Origin of the sequence: Peribacillus sp. NPDC006672 (assembly GCF_050274955.1) — a bacterium.
GTDB lineage: Bacteria > Bacillota > Bacilli > Bacillales > DSM-1321 > Peribacillus.
Genome location: NZ_JBNNOR010000004.1, coordinates 1 through 15,553 on the forward strand (window position 1 = coordinate 1; position 15,553 = coordinate 15,553).

Below are 15,553 nucleotides of genomic sequence, written 5' to 3' on the forward strand. Positions count from 1 at the left end.
TATTATACGAGATTTGATGCTGTTACTCGTGAGTTTTGGCGGTTTACTCGTGAATTTGGACACTTTACTCGTGAGTTTGAGCGTTTTACTCGTGAATTCAGCTGTTTTACTCGTGAATGGTTGCTTAACCTCGAGTTGTTTGATTTTCACTCAAGATTTTGCGGCTATTATACGAGATTTCATGCTGTTACTCGTGAGTTTTGGCGGTTTACTCGTGAATTTGGACACTTTACTCGTGAGTTTGAGCATTTTACTCGTGAATGGATGCTTAACCTCGAGTTGTTTGATTTTCACCCAAGATTTTGCGGCTATTATACGAGATTTCATGCTGTTACTCGTGAGTTTTGGCGGTTTACTCGTGAATTTGGACACTTTACTCGTGAGTTTGAGCGTTTTACTCGTGAATTCAGCTGATTTACTCGTGAATGGATGCTTAACCTCAAGTTGTTTGATTTTCACTCAAGATTTTGCGCGGCTATTTTACGAGATTTGATGCTGTTACTCGTGAGTTCAGCTGTTTTACTCGTGATTTTAGTTGATTTACTCGTGAGTTTGGAAGGGTTATAAGTGGTGGGAAGATGAAGTTTTCCTGATAAGGTGAGAAAATCTTAAAAAAATTAAATCTTCCGATTGTAGTAAAACCGGAAGATTGTTTGAACTGCCAATTATAGCATCATTAATATAATTACAAATATAAACCTTCGACGTAAACTGACGTGATGGTTTGAGCAATCTCCTCGACAGAACTTTGATGTTCGTTTCGGACAATTTCCCAAAGATACATTTCATTTGTGAAAAACCATCCTCTTGCTACAAGCTCATGGTTTAGTTCAGCTCTTGCCAGCCCATTTTGCTGTGCATAGGCGACGTCCTTTGAAATTCGCTGAATGAACTTCATACGGATCGCCTTCCATTTATCTGAGATGACAGTTGAAATCCCAATGGCCTGTTCGAAAACTTGCATCATATTGCGTTCAGCCTCTGCCATTTTCAAAAAAGCATTAGCTTGTTTATTTATGATATGTTTTGCTTCGTCCTTCGATTTTGGAAAGAAAGAGGTCTCCGCAATTTCATAAAATTGCTCCATAACATTCTCCATTAATACAATTAAAAGATCTTCTTTCCCTTTAAAATGAACATAGGCAGTTCCGTACCCCACGTTTGCCTTTTTAATCATTTGGGAAATAACCGCAGCTTGAAAACCTTCTTCAAGAAATATCTCCTTTGCCGCTTCTAATAACTTTTGACGTGTCATGATTGAGCGCAAATGTCGTTTATCCCCTACATTACCATTATCCATCCTGATTCCTCCCCTTATCTTCTAGCATAAAGGATTTCTATCAAATAAAAAACATTTGCTGGAATATGTTTTTTCGAATGATTTAATGTTTGTAATTTTCTGAATTGCATTATTGACACCGTGTCATATTCTTTGATACGATTCTCCAAGGATCAAACTAATTTAGGAGGATGATTATGAATTCAAAATACACGTTGGATTACGCAAAACAAATGGATGAAAAAGATTCCCTTAAAGGTTTTCGAGAAGAATTTTATTTAAAGCCGAATTCCATCTATATGGATGGAAATTCATTGGGGCTTCTTTCTAAAAGAGCTGAACGCACTCTTTTGGAATCTTTGGAGGATTGGAAGGAACATGGGATTGATGGATGGACACAAGGGAAACACCCATGGTTTTTCATGGCAGAGGAATTGGGCGCCAAGATTGCCCAATTAGTGGGGGCTTCTCCTGAGGAAGTTGTCGTAACCGGATCCACAACTGTTAACCTGCATCAACTTGTAGCTACTTTTTATAAGCCGGAAGGGATACGCACAAAAATTTTAGCGGATGAACTAACCTTTCCGACTGATATTTATGCTCTTCAAAGTCAGCTGCGTACACATGGATACGATCCGCTGACACATCTCATCCGCGTGAAAAGCCGCGATGGAAGATTCCTTGAAGAGGATGACATTATCGAAGCAATGACCGATGACATCGCTTTGATCATCTTGCCAACGGTCCTGTATCGCAGCGGTCAAATATTGGATATGAAACGATTAACTGATGAAGCCCATAAAAGAGGAATAGTAATCGGATTTGACGGATGTCATTCTATCGGTGCCATCCCGCATTCATTCAGCGAATGGGATGTGGATTTTGCGTATTGGTGCAATTATAAACATTTAAATGGCGGCCCTGGCGGTGTTGGCGGTTTATATGTAAATCGAAAACATTTTGGAACGATGCCTGGATTGGCTGGTTGGTTCGGGTCCAAAAAAGATAAACAATTCGATATGGAACATACATTAACACCAGCTGAATCAGCAGGCGCGTATCAAATTGGCACGCCGCATGTATTAAGTTGTGCACCATTGATTGGGTCTTTAGAAATTTTTTTAGAAGCTGGCATTGATAATATCCGCGAAAAATCCCTTAAAATTAATCAATATTTAATAGACTTAATTGAACACGAGCTGGAGGACATGGGATTTTTCATTGGAACTCCTAGAGAAGACATACGCCGCGGAGGTCACGTTAGCCTAGAGCATAAAGAAGCTGCACGGATTTGTAAGGCATTGAAAGAAAACGGAGTCATTCCGGATTTCCGGGCACCAAACATCATTCGTCTTGCTCCAGTTGCACTATATACTTCCTACGCAGAAGTTTGGGAAGTGGTACAAATACTCAAGAAAATCATGTCGGAAAAACAATATGAAAAATTCAAGAATGAACGTGAAGTGATTGCATAACGCTAAATTCCACTTCCCTCGAATTTGTTAGTCGGTTAATATGGGCGGTCAGTCTGCGCTTAAAGATGTGTGAACTCACTGCCCGGTAAGATAAAGTCTTTTGGGATAAAAGGGGATGAACTATGGAGAATAAAAATACTCAATTGAATCTTAAAGATGAGCCTGAGAAAGGATTAAAACGTGATCTGGAAACAAACCAGCTTACCATGATCGCGATGGGCTGTGCCATCGGGACGGGGCTATTTCTTGGCAGCGGGCTTGCCATTCAAGCGGCAGGGCCAAGTGTATTGCTCAGTTATGCACTCGGGGCGTTCATTGTCTTACTGTTGATGGGCTGTTTAGCCGAAATGACGGTTGCCCATCCTACTTCCGGATCTTTTGGGGCCATTGCAGAAAAGTACATGACTCCTATGGCAGGCTATCTTGTCCGCTATTCTTATTGGATTGGCAATGTTTTGGCTGTTGGGGTTGAAGTAAGTGCAGTCAGCGTGTATATGAATTATTGGTTTCCGACCGTACCGGGAATCGTATGGATTTTGTTGTTTGCAGGTATCCTGATTTATGTAAATGCTACCAGCGTGAATACATTCGCTACATTTGAGTATTGGTTCTCCTTTATTAAAATAAGTGCCATTGTTGGTTTTATTCTCCTTGGAGCCTATGTACTATTCGGTTCATCCGAACAGCCACATATAGGACCTGAAAACTTTGTGAATGAAGGCGGTTTTTTCCCATTTGGTTTAAAGGGGATGTGGATAGCCGTATTTATTTCTTTATTCAGCTTTCTTGGAACTGAAATGATAGCGGTTACATCAGGAGAAGCAAAAGATCCAGATACAGCTGTTCCAAAAGCATTAAAAGCGACCGTGTTCCGTTTATCCACCTTCTATGTATTGACAATCGGCATCATGTTGATGATCGTTCCGTGGAAAACAGCTGGGATCGAGGAAAGTCCATTCGTAAAAGTGATGGACATCTTGAACATTCCAGGTGCGTCCGGGATTATGAACTTTATTATTTTAACAGCTGCTTTATCTGCCATGAATGCTCAGCTCTATGCTTCAACACGTATGATGTTTTCATTAGCGCGTGGGAAAAATGCACCTAGCTTTTTAGGAAAGTTAAACAAAAGGGGCGTTCCGGGAAAAGCACTTGCTGTCTCTACCACTGGGATTTTCATTGCTGCAGGCGTCCATTCGTTACTTCCTGGCTCTTCCTATGCCTTCATGATGGGGATTTGCATGTTCGGTGCTATGTTCACATGGCTTATGATCTTCATTTCTCATTTATTTTTCAGGGTGAAATGGGAGAAAACAGGCGGACGCAAGTTACCGGTAAGGATGATGGGTTTTCCCTATTTAACGATACTAGGAGCCGTTCTTCTATTTAGCTTAATGGTTACGACATGGTTTACAGATTTCAAAATCATGCTTCAATTCGGAATTCCTTGGTTACTATTTTTATCTGTCGCTTATTTTGTTTCGAAAAGAAGGAATATGAATCAGAATGTAGTGGAGGAACCCCTGGAAAAGAAGATAGAATAGAAGGAAGGAAAAAAATAGTATGGCGAGATCACAGTTTTTTGAAATATGAAAAGTGAGGGGATTGCGGAATGAAGAATATGGATACCAATCAGCCAACAATAACTGGGTTAGAGAAAGAAATTCAAACCGATTTTCAAAAATCGATGTCATACGGAGATTATCTCCACCTTGATAAGATATTAACTAGTCAACATAGATGTTCCGATCATCATGATGAAATGCTTTTTATCATCATCCATCAAGCGAGTGAGTTATGGATGAAGCTAATTTTACATGAGCTGACAGCAGCGACTCAATGTATACGCCAAAACAAGTTGGAACCCTCGTTTAAAATGCTGTCGCGCGTTTCGAGAATTCAGCAGCAATTGATCCAGTCCTGGAGTGTCCTTTCAACTTTGACACCGGCTGAATACATGGAGTTCAGGGATAAACTGGGGCAATCTTCCGGATTCCAATCTTATCAGAATCGTTTGATTGAATTTGCGCTAGGAAACAAAAATGTCCATACACTATCAGTCTATCAACATCAGACAGATCTATTCGAGCAAATGCAGCAGGCCCTTCATGAGCCAAGTATTTATGATGCGGCGATTAATGCCCTTGTGGCGCGTGGATTACCAATTGATCAAGAAGCCATCAGCAGGGATTGGTCACAAAAATACGAACCAAATACAAGTGTAGAAGAAGCGTGGCTGACAGTTTACCGCGATGTCGAGCAATATTGGGACTTATATGAGCTGGGCGAGAAGTTAGTGGACATTGGCCATCAACAGCAATTATGGCGTTTTAATCATATGACCACGGTGGAAAGAATTATTGGTAATAAACAAGGTACTGGCGGATCATCGGGTGTAACGTATTTAAAAAGAGCTCTAGACCAACACTTTTTCCCAGAACTATGGAGCCTAAGAACGAAGCTATAAGAGATGGAGGTAAGATGCATGGGAACATGGATTGATATTTCACAACGTCTGGATGAAAACGTTGCAGTCTGGCCTGGAGATACCCCTTTCTCATACAAAGTCAATTGGAGTAAAGAAGAGAGTGGATCTGTCAATGTAGGTCAAATCAATATGAGTGTGCACACTGGTACTCATATTGATGCACCTTTTCATTTTGATAACGATGGAAAAAGAGTGATTGAACTGGATCTCGATTTATATATGGGAAATGCCCGAGTCATTCATTTGCCAAACAAGATAAGCATCGGTGTCAATGAATTATCCAATCTGGATCTACAAGGCGTGACGCGACTGTTAATTCGGACTGACGCTTGGAAGGATAGACGTGTGTTTCCACAAACTATTCCTCATATCCAACCAGAATTAGCGGCATATCTTTCAGGACTAGGCGTTCGTCTAATTGGTCTTGATTTGCCATCCGTAGATCCATTGGATAGTAAAGAACTGTCTGCCCATCATGAACTTGCCGGTCATGGAATTCATATTTTGGAAGGGCTTGTATTAGACGATATAGGGCAAGGGAATTATGAATTGGCAGCCCTCCCGCTTCCATTAGTTGAAGCAGATGGAAGTCCGGTGCGTGCTGTATTGAAAAAATCACCCTAAAGAAATAGAACTTGAGATAATATTTACAGCGTTAACAATTTATAAAAATAAAAAAACAAGCCGAGTCACAAAAATGATTTGGCTTGTTTTCTTAACATTCCCCAGCAAACGGCCAACTGCATTTCCCTCTCCCCCTTCGCTAATACCAAAAAGGCCTATCTATCAATGTTCTGTTTCTTGAGAAAAAACGAATCCATAAATAGACTTTCCAGCCTATATGTGCGAGGCATCCAGATAATCACAACAAATTCTTTAAAAATATCGACATGCTTATTTATCTCCCTAAACCAAGTTCATTTATGTTATAATTTTCAGAATTCACCATTCAGAATGGAGGTCCGAATATGGAGAACTTTTATTTGTTCATGATCATGTGCATTCTTCTCATCATTTTACCTGGTCCGGATACGGCGATAACCACAAGGAATACCGTTACCGTGGGAACAGCCGGAGGTTTTAAAACGATGTTCGGTACGTGCTGTGCGCTTTTTATTCATACATCAGCTGCCGTGTTTGGACTTTCGGCAATCATTGTGAAATCCGCTTTATTATTTTCCATCTTCAAATATGTCGGTGCCGTTTACTTAGTATATCTAGGCTTCAAGACTTTATGGGGATTAAGGAATAAACAAGTGGCTGCAGCGGCAGAAACACCCGTCAAAGGTAAGTATGAAAACCAGTCTTGCTTTAAGCAAGGGTTCCTTACCAATCTGCTGAACCCTAAAGTGGCCGTTTTCTTCTTAACGTTTCTGCCTCAATTCGTGGATCCAGGCAATGATACGTTTTTACCCTTCCTGATCATGGGGATAACGTATACCGTTTTAACCGCTATATGGTTCATCTTTTATATCTATCTCTTGAACCAGATCAGTGCTTTTATGAAAAAGCCGAGAACTCAGGCGATTTTCGAGGGAATAACAGGGACGGTATTGATTGGTTTTGGGATAAAGCTAGCCCTGGAAAAAGCTCATAATTAATCTATTAAGCCCCCTAAATGAACTGCACCCCTAATTGTTAGACACCATCTAACTGTTGGAGGTGCAGTTTTTATTTTAGCAAGTAGAAAAAGGCTGGCTCTTGGATTCTGGTGCAGATGTAAGGATTTAAGTAATTGGCTAAGTATGTTACAATAAAAACCATAATTTGGGTTTTCGAGTTCAGAACATTCTCATCTGCAAGGAGATTAAATATGACGACTATTGCATGTAAGAAAACAAAAGATATCGGAGTAGGTTCACTTTCTTTCGTCCTATGTATAATCGGAATATTGTTTACCTTTCGATTTGCCAATAAATTTTGTATTGGAGATAGTATTCTAAATAATATCGGACTGAGCGCATGGTCAAATGGAGATACAGGCATTCATTTGACCATGTTCTATTCAGTTATATTTTTCATCCCTTCCTTTATTATTGGTCATATTCATCCCGATAATAGAGGAGCAAAAACTGGGGAAATCATATCAGGTTTCCTATCAGTTCTTATCATATATCTCTTTTTAGTAAAATGAGCTTATTGAGGTCTGTTTATTCCACATAGGAATAAGGTCAAATTAAAGGGTATGAGCCCAGTTGAATACCGAACTCATACCCTGCCCGCACCTTAATAAAGTGTTGAACTATTTGTGTACACTTCAAGGGGCTTTTCATTTCATTGGTCACTCAACGTACCCATTTACAAAAAATCCAATCGTTTCGAGCTCATCTTCAGTTAAATCCCGTTTTAACCCTTTTGCCAATTCCTGCTCCATTAATGCTCGATTTCCCCGATGGTCGACCACGGTTCTGGCACATTCCTTCATTAGCTTAAGCTCCGCCTCCATTTCCTGTCTCGTGCAAGGCTGATCCTGATGGGAGAGTATATATGTATCGGCATCATATGCTTCAATTTTCTTAACGAGTAGCAAGGCCTGGTCAGCCGTATAATTCCATTTTTCAGCATAAAGATTGGCATAAAAGCAGTCTCCCAGAAATAATGTTTTTTCCTCTGGAACATATATGATACAGGAGTCTTTGGCATGATCTCCCCCAACATGTTCGATTACACAGGTTACATTGCCGAGATCGATTGTCACCTTTTTTTCAAAGATAATATCGGGCAACGGCAGGGAAATCTTTCTATTTGTCCCATGTTCCAATTTGATTGCATCGGCGCAAAAGGGAATCTCCGTCCCGTCTGCGACCCGTTGATCAAGTGCCTGATCTTCCCATGAAAGCTGCTGCATATCTTTAATATTGTTGTATGTTTTTTCATGACAAATGACCGGAATCCCGATATTCTCCAGTCCGAATACATGGTCCCAGTGAGAATGGGTAAGAACAAGGAAATTCCCGTTTAGATCATTCCGTAGCAATTCGTCCTTAAAGAGCTGTGCATGCTGGACGGAGTTACCGGCATCGATGATGAGCGTTTTCTTGTTTCCGGAAACGGCTGCAAGTACCGGCCGATCCGTTTTCTGGACCGGGGGCAGGTAGACGATATGTTTCGATAGATGCTGTAAGGTTTGCATGTTTCTGTTCTCCTTCGGATAATGGAATATTTTTTGATTAGCTTTGCTCAAGTATAGCAAATTACACATTTGTTAATTAGGCAATAATCCATTTTAAACGAATTTGCTCCGTAAAAAGACAACAATCGCTGAGATTGCTGTCTTTTCGTCATCATTCAAATGAACCTCTTCCAATATACCGTTATTTTCGAAAGGGCATTTAAAAAGGTCGCTTTAAAGAAAGATTCTTCCTTTTTCTGATCTTCAGGTGGTTCTATATATCTTTTATTGTCCGCGACGAGTGTACTACCCGGGATTTTCGACTCGATGGCCCCTATCAATTGCGCTGCAAAATTTTCACTATCAATTATCACCATCGATTCTGTATTTAAAAAGGCAGATCGCGAATCCAGATTGAAGGAACCGACTGCACTTAATCGCCGATCATATACAGCCGATTTACCATGCAATGAATAAGGCTTTGAATATTCATAAAGCTTTGCCCCTGTCTCAACGATACTATCCCTAAGTGCCAAGTAACCGGAAAAAGCGATCACATTCGGGGTTGATGTCACTGAGTTGGTTAGTATGGTCCAATCAGCTTTTGAATTCATATTCTTTGGTACATATTCCTCCATGGCACCCGCAGGAACAATATAGGGACTCTGGATAAATACCGACTTATTGGCGTTCGCAGCAATATCCACTAGAGATCTCCACACAAAAGGGTGTTTATTGAACCGTTCGATTGGATTATGAATGAAGGACACTTTTTTTGTAGATGTTGTAGACTTGCTCCAATCGATGGCCGGATTAACGAAATCGGCATTATTTTGCATAGCTTTGCTGTATTGATTTAATAAGGTATCTCTGACTCGTTTTCCTTTTTCCTTTTGACTTTTCGAAAGGTCTGCAAAGACTTTGCTCGTATACGGATGAGTCCATAATTCATGTATATAGGCCTTCATTTCAACGATTACACTATCTTTCTCCTGTTCAGCATTGAAAATGAGTACATCCCGGTCATAGACATAATTCTTAGGCGCGTTTTTTGCTAAATACTTATCGGCGATATTCCTGCCTCCGATGATGCCTAACTTTCCATCTGTAGTGATCATCTTGTCATGGAGGCGGTTATGCCAGGTCCAGGGCTTAAATGGCTTAAAGGTTTCGTAGTACCTTAATTCAATGTTTTCATGTGATGCCAGTGCATAACGGACACCGCTTAATTGACCTCTGAGTCCATGAGAAATTCCATCCAGAAGGATTCTAACCTTGACACCGCGGTCAGCAGCTTCGAACAAAGCTCCAAGAATAAGTTCACATGATTTTCCTTTTCCAAAAGCGTAGTAGGCAATATCGATTGAATGCTGTGCTTCCTGGATCATTCGCATTCGGGCGAGTCCCGATTCATAACCATCTTCGAGAAGCAGGGCACGATCCACGGTGGAATCCTCCTCTCCCAAATATGCACTTATAGGTTTAATCGGCCTATCTTCTTCTTTTTCCTTGAGGAAGTAGAAAAGGACCACTGCCGTCACCAATACATACAGGAAATATAATAGAAGAACGAGCAGAAATCCTTTAATCATCGTTTGTGCAGTCATGGCACTCTCCCCCTTTACCCGATATTTTATTACTATTCGTAATAAGTACGGACTCTATTCAACATCTTCAAGCTTAAATAAATCCTCCAAAGAATAAACCCTCTGGCTTGTTAGCCAGAGGGTTTATTTCTAAGGACTGAAAGCATGATCCTGGGTGGAACTTGGAGCATTTATTTTTCTTTTAAATGTGACAAAGTGGTGAACATGTTAGCAGCTGCATACTATTATATAGAAGGAGGGATTTTATGCTTAAACAACCTAATCGAATAAGTATCTTCAATTATTGTTTTGCCTTAGGTGTGTCAGAGGTGTTCTTTTTATCCAGCTTTTATCTTTCCATTCTTGACGTTTCATTATTTGCTATTGCCTTACCATTTTCCGCTTTATTTCTAATATTCTCCTTGTACCTGTTCCTCCGAACACACAAATCCGTAAAGAATTTACCCAATCAAGAAGAACGAAGAAGGGAAATTCATGCGTTCTATCATCAGTCTTTCGGGATTTTCACGATCATTTTTTCCGTCCTATTTTTCACTGCTTTAGCCTATATTCCCTTACTGGAAAACGGAGGGCATTTCTATCTTCTTTATTGTTTACCGATGGCATTACTTTGTTTGATTCCTTCGATTGTATCTTATAAAGGAATGAAATTATTCAAACTGGAAAATGACAGGAATTTAACGAAAATCTAAACTGATTATACATGGCCTCAAAGTGGATCCCGCTTGGAATCCGTAAGCTTTAGGGGTCTTTTTATGGTTCCATCGCTAGGAAATGTAGTGTCAGCTTATTTTATATGTATAAATCATCGTGATTTTATGCCAAAAATCCTGATAGAACATCAAGGAATGAATTCTCCATACATTGAAACTTCGTTATGCTCTTTCCATGTTTTTTAGTTGAATGTATAGGTAAAATGAGGATATAATAAAGATAACTAACATATATAAAAAAAAGACACTGGATAAACCAGCGTCTTAATGAACAGCAAACTGCATAAAGAGCAGCGGCTTTCTGTGGTAAGTCAGTAGCTACTCAATCATGAAAGTAACCCTTTTCCTACATACATCTGGCCGGATGGTATGGAGGGGGTTACTTTTTTAATGTAACCGCGATTACTGCGACGATCAAAGAGGCAAATGAAATCATAAGCATCAGTCCGTCCATAATAGAAATCACCAGCGACACCCCCTTTCATTAAAGGAGTGACCGCTGCCCACTATACCAAATTGCTGTTCATTTCTTATTATATCTGTATTTACTTGTTATTTATAGCAAAATATAGATGCAAAAAAATTCTCCCACTTAAAGTGAGAGAATTTTTTGCATGTATATCCCTTTATTCTTCCACTACACGACCATCTTTATAAATGTGGAACCACCCGATCGTTCCTGTGCCGCCTTGATCCATCCAATCTTTATTAGCTGCTTTATATTTGTAATATGATTTTCCTTTGCCATCTTTCAGCAATCTGCCATCACCGCTGAATACGATCTTGTTACCTAGTTTCTTCTTTCCTAACGCAATCGCATCTTTCTCTGTAAACTGTTTTCTTTCTACTTTATTTTCATCTAAAGCAGCCCATGTCAACGGTCCGACGATACCATCTGAGGCCAAATTATGATCCACTTGAAACTCTCTTACGACATTTTGTGTTTGGGTACCAAAAATCCCATCAACGCCTACACTATATTTAACATCTTTAAGGCTTTGCTGTAGATCTCTTACATAACTAGAACGGGAGCCTTTCCGAAGGGTCGGGCGCGTTTCCGCTTTCGTTTCGACTTTCTGGGTTTGATTGTCTTTTGATGCTGCATGGGTAATTGAAGTTCCCGCTCCTAGAGGGGCGATCATCAATGCAACGGCTGGAATAATGACCAATAATTTTTTCTTCAACGTCATATAACCTCCATTCATAAATACTCCTGCAGATATCTGACTTTCTTTCCTATGGAGCCCCATTCATTATAACGTAAGAGGTCATTCAATTGGCGTTTTATTACTTTAATTATAAAAAAATGGTAAATAGTATCCACAAAACATCCTAATAGGGATTATCCTTTACTGACAACTAAGGCTTGATATCCAAAACCAATGTATCGAATAATTCGCCATCGATATAAATTAATATCGCCCATTTACCTGCTTTTGGAAGCACAACATTCGATGGAAAGCTTGCATCCGCTCCATTAATCTTACCGCCAGCAAAACCATTCCAGGTCCAAACTCCTTTACTGAAAACCGGACTGATGTCTTTTGTATCATGGTGGTAACCAACCAGTGTCACTTCACCTTTATCGATTCCCCAAAAATGCCACAACCATTTTTCAATCTTATTGGGCTTTAATTCAGGTCCCATTATGCCAACTTTTTTCTCATTACCGACCATATCACTGCCTGTATCTGTTTCAAACTCAGCAGCCACCCTATCCCAATCGACCTTATCAAAATCCTTTTCAGTTACAAAACCGGGCATATCATCAGACAGATTTTTATGGGGGAGATTTTTAGGTTCTTGAACCTTCGTTGATGTACAGCCGCTTATAACCAATAAACACATCAATAGTAGAACAAATCCTTTTTTCATATTCAAAAGAAACTCAGCACCTTTCTTTTTTTTATTCCATTATTAGAAAAACCACCATTGTACGATTGTGTTATAGGTTTTCCTTCTTGAACGCTCGGATTTGCAAAACCAATCCAATCTTACTCATAAGTATCTATCAATAAGAAAAGTTGTTATGAAGGATTCAACTAAAGCGGCAAGCAAAAATAACGGAACGACAATCAATAAATAACTTTTCATGCCTTTTTTACACATCGTGCCCAGTTTAGATGTATTGTTCTTCTTCAAGTACAGTCTTTTAATGATGTTTTTATTAATATACATACCGACTGCCATGCTATAAAGAATCGGTATTATTTCAATGATTGCGTGAGGTACGAAAGCGATCATCATCGTTTTGATTACATCATAATCCATGATATATCCGTACCCTGCAACTACTCCAACGGCTGTAAAGGAAATTAATCCATAAATGACTGGAAACCCATATATAGGAATGAATCCAACAAGAATGATAATAAGTCCTATCAAACTATTGTGATAGCCAATAGAATAGAATTTTTCAATATTCCCGGGCTCTACACCATTTTTATCAACCATTTGATCTGCAATACTGTGAAAATGCTGAATAACAAATTCCTTGAAATATAACTCCAAACAAAATGTAAGGACCGCTATAAAAATACCTAACACCATAATCGTCATGGCAGATTTCTTATAGTGATTTTGATAAAAAACAAACTCATTTCTGTACCAACTTTTAATGCTGATCGACTTCCCTCTTTAAGATACTTTAGTTTTCTATCGTTTTGCCATTCACTATATGGTAACAAATTCCTTATTAGTATATACGAATTACACACAAAACAGTTTTAATAAATTGGTTTTTTTGTATCAAGTTACCGATTGCCCTCATAAAAAAAACCGAAATCAAAAAAATGCATTTCGGTTTTCTTCATTTTTAGGCAATCATGAATGTACTTGCTTACTTCCCTTTTTTTCATCGGTAGCTTTTTGATCGATTTTTGTATAAATGCGTTCCACTTGAATTTTGTCATGCAACAGAAGTTCGCGGTTTTCTTTTAGCAGTTCATCATAAGATTTTTTTCTCCTGGACATTTTTTGATTCTCCTCTCAAGTTATTGAATTCTTTCTGCAATACAAAAATCGGAAGCTCGTATAGTTGTTTATTATATTTTTTAAAAATCCCGAATTTCAGAAGTTCTTGTATAAGTTCCTCTTTTTTTGCTTCTCCCTTTGCACTTAATTGGGTAATCATCAAGGACCCTCCTTAACAAAAATGCTGACTTTTGGTATTTGGGGTTACCTAGCATCCGATCACACATGAACAATCTCCACTTCTTCCTATTGCTTCCCCATATAAGGGCATGCTCTCTAAAAGTTTTCACATTTCCTTAATTGTTCGTATGTAGGTGCTTTTTCAATACTCGATAAATACATCAAATCCACATTGCTATTACCTAATTCACTATAAATGAAAATGATTCTCAATGTCAATTATATACCTCTTATATGCAGGATGAATATCAGGAACGGATATTTTCAAAAAAAAAAGCCCGTTTTTACTCATTAAGAGTAAACAGGCTTTTTGTATGTCTGTATCGCAAACATGTACGATCTTGAACTGCTTTTCCAGGTTCTTTATGAATATCTTAAATCTTAGTATTAATAAAATTTCACAATATCTTCAAATGGCAGGAACGTCTTTTCTCCTGGTTGTTCATTGGGCTCACCAAATGGCATTTGAGCTATCAATGACCATTCCCCTGGAATATCCCAAGTTTTCTTCACTTCTTCATCAATGATCGGATTATAGTGTTGTATTGATGCCCCAATGCCTTCCACTGATAAAGTCATCCATATTGCATACTGCAACATAGCACTGCCTTGATGGGACCAATATGGGAACTGTTCTTTATATGATGGTGCTTTTTCTTGCATTTGCTTTATCGTTTCTTGATTTTCAAAGAGTAGGATGGTGCCCACTCCATCACGGAATCCTTGTAATCGTTCGACAGTTGCCGCAAAGCTCTCTTCTGGAACGCGCGAACGAAGTGTTTCTTTTACGATATCCCAAAACTTTTCATGTTCGTCATCCATCACTACCACCACTCGTCCACTTTGCATGTTAAATGAAGTTGGTGCATGTAAAGCGGTTTTTAAAACTTCATTCATTCTTTCTTTCGTAATATTTTCGTTCTTTTTCACCTTACGGATTGAACGGCGATTGATGATTGCTTCTTTTAAATTTGTTGTAGTTGCTGACATTTTGATTCCTCCAAATTATGTTTAATTTAATATGATAGATTGATTTGTATTTAATAGCTCAGAACGTTATTAGCAATTCCCCTTACTATCGCATTGCAAGCCATCAAATTCATTCAGTTTATTTTTTGCTGCTTCCTTCTCTATGACTTGCGCTAACCTTTCTTTGCTAGCGAGTCCTTGGATCACTTCATCACCAATGATAAATGTTGGAACAGCCCTAATATCCGCTTCTTCATAGGCATGTTTTAGTGCGTCTTGATGCACTTCACGATACTTACGTGACACTAACGCTTCTCTAAAAGCATCCTCGGATAGTTCAACTTCACCTGCTAATTTTGTCAATACTTCAATATCTTCAATATTTTGTTCCTCTTGAAAAAATGCTGTAAAAACTCTGTCATGGAACTCATTCCCTTTTCCATGCTCCTTTGCAAACTGGCACCCTTCGAACGCCAAATGTGTATATGGATGCGGAGAAACACGCGGTAAACGCATATCAATCCCTAGCTTTTTCGCAACAGGAAGAATATAAGAATCCCATGAACTCAACTTATCAGGTTCTTTCCATGGATCAATTTTCGAATATGGACTAGGACGCAGTTCAAATGGCATCCACTCCACTTCTACATCTTTTTCCTTCACGATTTCATCTAAAGGACCTTTGCCCAAAAAACAAAATGGACATATAAAATCAGAATACGCTTTAATTTTCACTGTCATATGATATTCCCTCACT

The 15,553-nt window shown here is 39.0% G+C and carries 19 protein-coding genes; 9 read left to right on the top strand and 10 right to left on the bottom strand.

The annotated features are described in order from the left end of the window. A partial coding sequence (locus ACQKKK_RS07645) for a hypothetical protein (RefSeq protein WP_427615319.1) occupies positions 1–493 on the top strand: 493 nt, incomplete at its 5' end. Positions 494–685: 192 nt separating this feature from the next. Here ACQKKK_RS07645 and ACQKKK_RS07650 read toward each other — a convergent pair. Beyond that, complete coding sequence (locus ACQKKK_RS07650; protein WP_427615321.1) at positions 686–1,300, bottom strand: TetR/AcrR family transcriptional regulator; 615 nt, start codon at positions 1,298–1,300, stop codon at positions 686–688. Positions 1,301–1,476: 176 nt separating this feature from the next. On the opposite strand from ACQKKK_RS07650, the gene kynU reads away from it, so the two are divergent. From kynU to ACQKKK_RS07685, 7 genes are all read left to right on the top strand, one after another. Beyond that, positions 1,477–2,754 (top strand): kynureninase, encoded by a 1,278-nt coding sequence (gene kynU, locus ACQKKK_RS07655; protein ID WP_427615323.1) that lies wholly within the window; start codon positions 1,477–1,479, stop codon positions 2,752–2,754. Between the two features lie 122 nt (positions 2,755–2,876). Beyond that, positions 2,877–4,298, top strand: a complete 1,422-nt coding sequence (locus ACQKKK_RS07660; RefSeq protein WP_427615325.1) for an amino acid permease — start codon at positions 2,877–2,879, stop codon at positions 4,296–4,298. Positions 4,299–4,375: 77 nt separating this feature from the next. Next, positions 4,376–5,221, top strand: a complete 846-nt coding sequence (gene kynA, locus ACQKKK_RS07665) for a tryptophan 2,3-dioxygenase (protein ID WP_427615819.1) — start codon at positions 4,376–4,378, stop codon at positions 5,219–5,221. A gap of 18 nt (positions 5,222–5,239) precedes the next feature. After that, positions 5,240–5,866: an arylformamidase gene (gene kynB / locus ACQKKK_RS07670; protein WP_427615327.1), complete on the top strand. Its 627-nt coding sequence runs from the start codon at positions 5,240–5,242 to the stop codon at positions 5,864–5,866. Positions 5,867–6,210: 344 nt separating this feature from the next. Further along, the gene (locus ACQKKK_RS07675) at positions 6,211–6,843 is read left to right on the top strand and encodes a LysE family translocator (RefSeq protein ID WP_427615329.1); all 633 of its coding nucleotides are present in this window, start codon (positions 6,211–6,213) and stop codon (positions 6,841–6,843) included. A 212-nt stretch (positions 6,844–7,055) separates the two neighbouring features. Then, entirely contained in the window at positions 7,056–7,376 is a 321-nt protein-coding gene (locus ACQKKK_RS07680; protein WP_427615331.1) for a hypothetical protein, read from the top strand. An 18-nt stretch (positions 7,377–7,394) separates the two neighbouring features. Then, the gene (locus ACQKKK_RS07685; protein ID WP_427615821.1) at positions 7,395–7,472 is read left to right on the top strand and encodes an IS3 family transposase; all 78 of its coding nucleotides are present in this window, start codon (positions 7,395–7,397) and stop codon (positions 7,470–7,472) included. A gap of 51 nt (positions 7,473–7,523) precedes the next feature. Here ACQKKK_RS07685 and ACQKKK_RS07690 read toward each other — a convergent pair whose 3' ends face one another. After that, positions 7,524–8,375 (bottom strand): MBL fold metallo-hydrolase, encoded by an 852-nt coding sequence (locus tag ACQKKK_RS07690; protein WP_427615333.1) that lies wholly within the window; start codon positions 8,373–8,375, stop codon positions 7,524–7,526. 155 nt (positions 8,376–8,530) lie between these two features. Continuing rightward, positions 8,531–9,961 carry a phospholipase D-like domain-containing protein gene (locus tag ACQKKK_RS07695; RefSeq protein WP_427615334.1) on the bottom strand — a complete coding sequence of 477 codons (1,431 nt, stop codon included), beginning with the start codon at positions 9,959–9,961 and terminating at the stop codon, positions 8,531–8,533. Between the two features lie 245 nt (positions 9,962–10,206). Here ACQKKK_RS07695 and ACQKKK_RS07700 point away from each other — a divergent pair, with 245 nt between their 5' ends. Further along, positions 10,207–10,653, top strand: coding sequence for a hypothetical protein (locus tag ACQKKK_RS07700; protein WP_427615336.1), 447 nt, complete (start codon positions 10,207–10,209; stop codon positions 10,651–10,653). 647 nt (positions 10,654–11,300) lie between these two features. Here the strand turns inward: ACQKKK_RS07700 and ACQKKK_RS07705 are convergent. The 7 genes from ACQKKK_RS07705 to ACQKKK_RS07735 all read right to left on the bottom strand — a co-directional run bounded on the left by ACQKKK_RS07705 (position 11,301) and on the right by ACQKKK_RS07735 (position 15,537). Next, complete coding sequence (locus ACQKKK_RS07705; protein WP_427615822.1) at positions 11,301–11,864, bottom strand: peptidoglycan-binding domain-containing protein; 564 nt, start codon at positions 11,862–11,864, stop codon at positions 11,301–11,303. Positions 11,865–12,033: 169 nt separating this feature from the next. Beyond that, on the bottom strand, positions 12,034–12,555 hold the full coding sequence (locus ACQKKK_RS07710; protein WP_427615337.1) for a hypothetical protein: 522 nt from the start codon (positions 12,553–12,555) through the stop codon (positions 12,034–12,036). Between the two features lie 117 nt (positions 12,556–12,672). Next, complete coding sequence (locus ACQKKK_RS07715; protein WP_427615339.1) at positions 12,673–13,233, bottom strand: stage II sporulation protein M; 561 nt, start codon at positions 13,231–13,233, stop codon at positions 12,673–12,675. A gap of 264 nt (positions 13,234–13,497) precedes the next feature. After that, positions 13,498–13,647 carry an FbpB family small basic protein gene (locus ACQKKK_RS07720; RefSeq protein WP_427615340.1) on the bottom strand — a complete coding sequence of 50 codons (150 nt, stop codon included), beginning with the start codon at positions 13,645–13,647 and terminating at the stop codon, positions 13,498–13,500. After that, on the bottom strand, positions 13,622–13,807 hold the full coding sequence (locus ACQKKK_RS07725) for a Fur-regulated basic protein FbpA (RefSeq protein ID WP_427615341.1): 186 nt from the start codon (positions 13,805–13,807) through the stop codon (positions 13,622–13,624). The genes ACQKKK_RS07720 and ACQKKK_RS07725 overlap by 26 nt, the downstream gene beginning before the upstream one ends. Before the next feature lie 407 nt (positions 13,808–14,214). Beyond that, the gene (locus tag ACQKKK_RS07730; RefSeq protein ID WP_427615342.1) at positions 14,215–14,817 is read right to left on the bottom strand and encodes a nitroreductase family protein; all 603 of its coding nucleotides are present in this window, start codon (positions 14,815–14,817) and stop codon (positions 14,215–14,217) included. Positions 14,818–14,886: 69 nt separating this feature from the next. Next, positions 14,887–15,537 (bottom strand): DsbA family oxidoreductase, encoded by a 651-nt coding sequence (locus tag ACQKKK_RS07735; protein WP_427615343.1) that lies wholly within the window; start codon positions 15,535–15,537, stop codon positions 14,887–14,889. Between the last annotated feature and the right edge of the window lie 16 nt (positions 15,538–15,553).

Coding starts and splice junctions, on each gene's coding strand:
- ACQKKK_RS07735 (WP_427615343.1), bottom strand. CDS start 15,537: ATGACAGTGAAAATTAAAGCGTATTCTGATTTTATATGTCCATTTTGT.
- ACQKKK_RS07705 (WP_427615822.1), bottom strand. CDS start 11,864: ATGACGTTGAAGAAAAAATTATTGGTCATTATTCCAGCCGTTGCATTG.
- ACQKKK_RS07690 (WP_427615333.1), bottom strand. CDS start 8,375: ATGCAAACCTTACAGCATCTATCGAAACATATCGTCTACCTGCCCCCG.
- ACQKKK_RS07675 (WP_427615329.1), top strand. CDS start 6,211: ATGGAGAACTTTTATTTGTTCATGATCATGTGCATTCTTCTCATCATT.
- ACQKKK_RS07700 (WP_427615336.1), top strand. CDS start 10,207: ATGCTTAAACAACCTAATCGAATAAGTATCTTCAATTATTGTTTTGCC.
- ACQKKK_RS07650 (WP_427615321.1), bottom strand. CDS start 1,300: ATGGATAATGGTAATGTAGGGGATAAACGACATTTGCGCTCAATCATG.
- ACQKKK_RS07720 (WP_427615340.1), bottom strand. CDS start 13,647: ATGTCCAGGAGAAAAAAATCTTATGATGAACTGCTAAAAGAAAACCGC.
- ACQKKK_RS07680 (WP_427615331.1), top strand. CDS start 7,056: ATGACGACTATTGCATGTAAGAAAACAAAAGATATCGGAGTAGGTTCA.
- kynU (WP_427615323.1), top strand. CDS start 1,477: ATGAATTCAAAATACACGTTGGATTACGCAAAACAAATGGATGAAAAA.
- kynA (WP_427615819.1), top strand. CDS start 4,376: ATGGATACCAATCAGCCAACAATAACTGGGTTAGAGAAAGAAATTCAA.
- ACQKKK_RS07715 (WP_427615339.1), bottom strand. CDS start 13,233: ATGACGATTATGGTGTTAGGTATTTTTATAGCGGTCCTTACATTTTGT.
- ACQKKK_RS07725 (WP_427615341.1), bottom strand. CDS start 13,807: ATGATTACCCAATTAAGTGCAAAGGGAGAAGCAAAAAAAGAGGAACTT.
- ACQKKK_RS07660 (WP_427615325.1), top strand. CDS start 2,877: ATGGAGAATAAAAATACTCAATTGAATCTTAAAGATGAGCCTGAGAAA.
- kynB (WP_427615327.1), top strand. CDS start 5,240: ATGGGAACATGGATTGATATTTCACAACGTCTGGATGAAAACGTTGCA.
- ACQKKK_RS07730 (WP_427615342.1), bottom strand. CDS start 14,817: ATGTCAGCAACTACAACAAATTTAAAAGAAGCAATCATCAATCGCCGT.
- ACQKKK_RS07695 (WP_427615334.1), bottom strand. CDS start 9,961: ATGACTGCACAAACGATGATTAAAGGATTTCTGCTCGTTCTTCTATTA.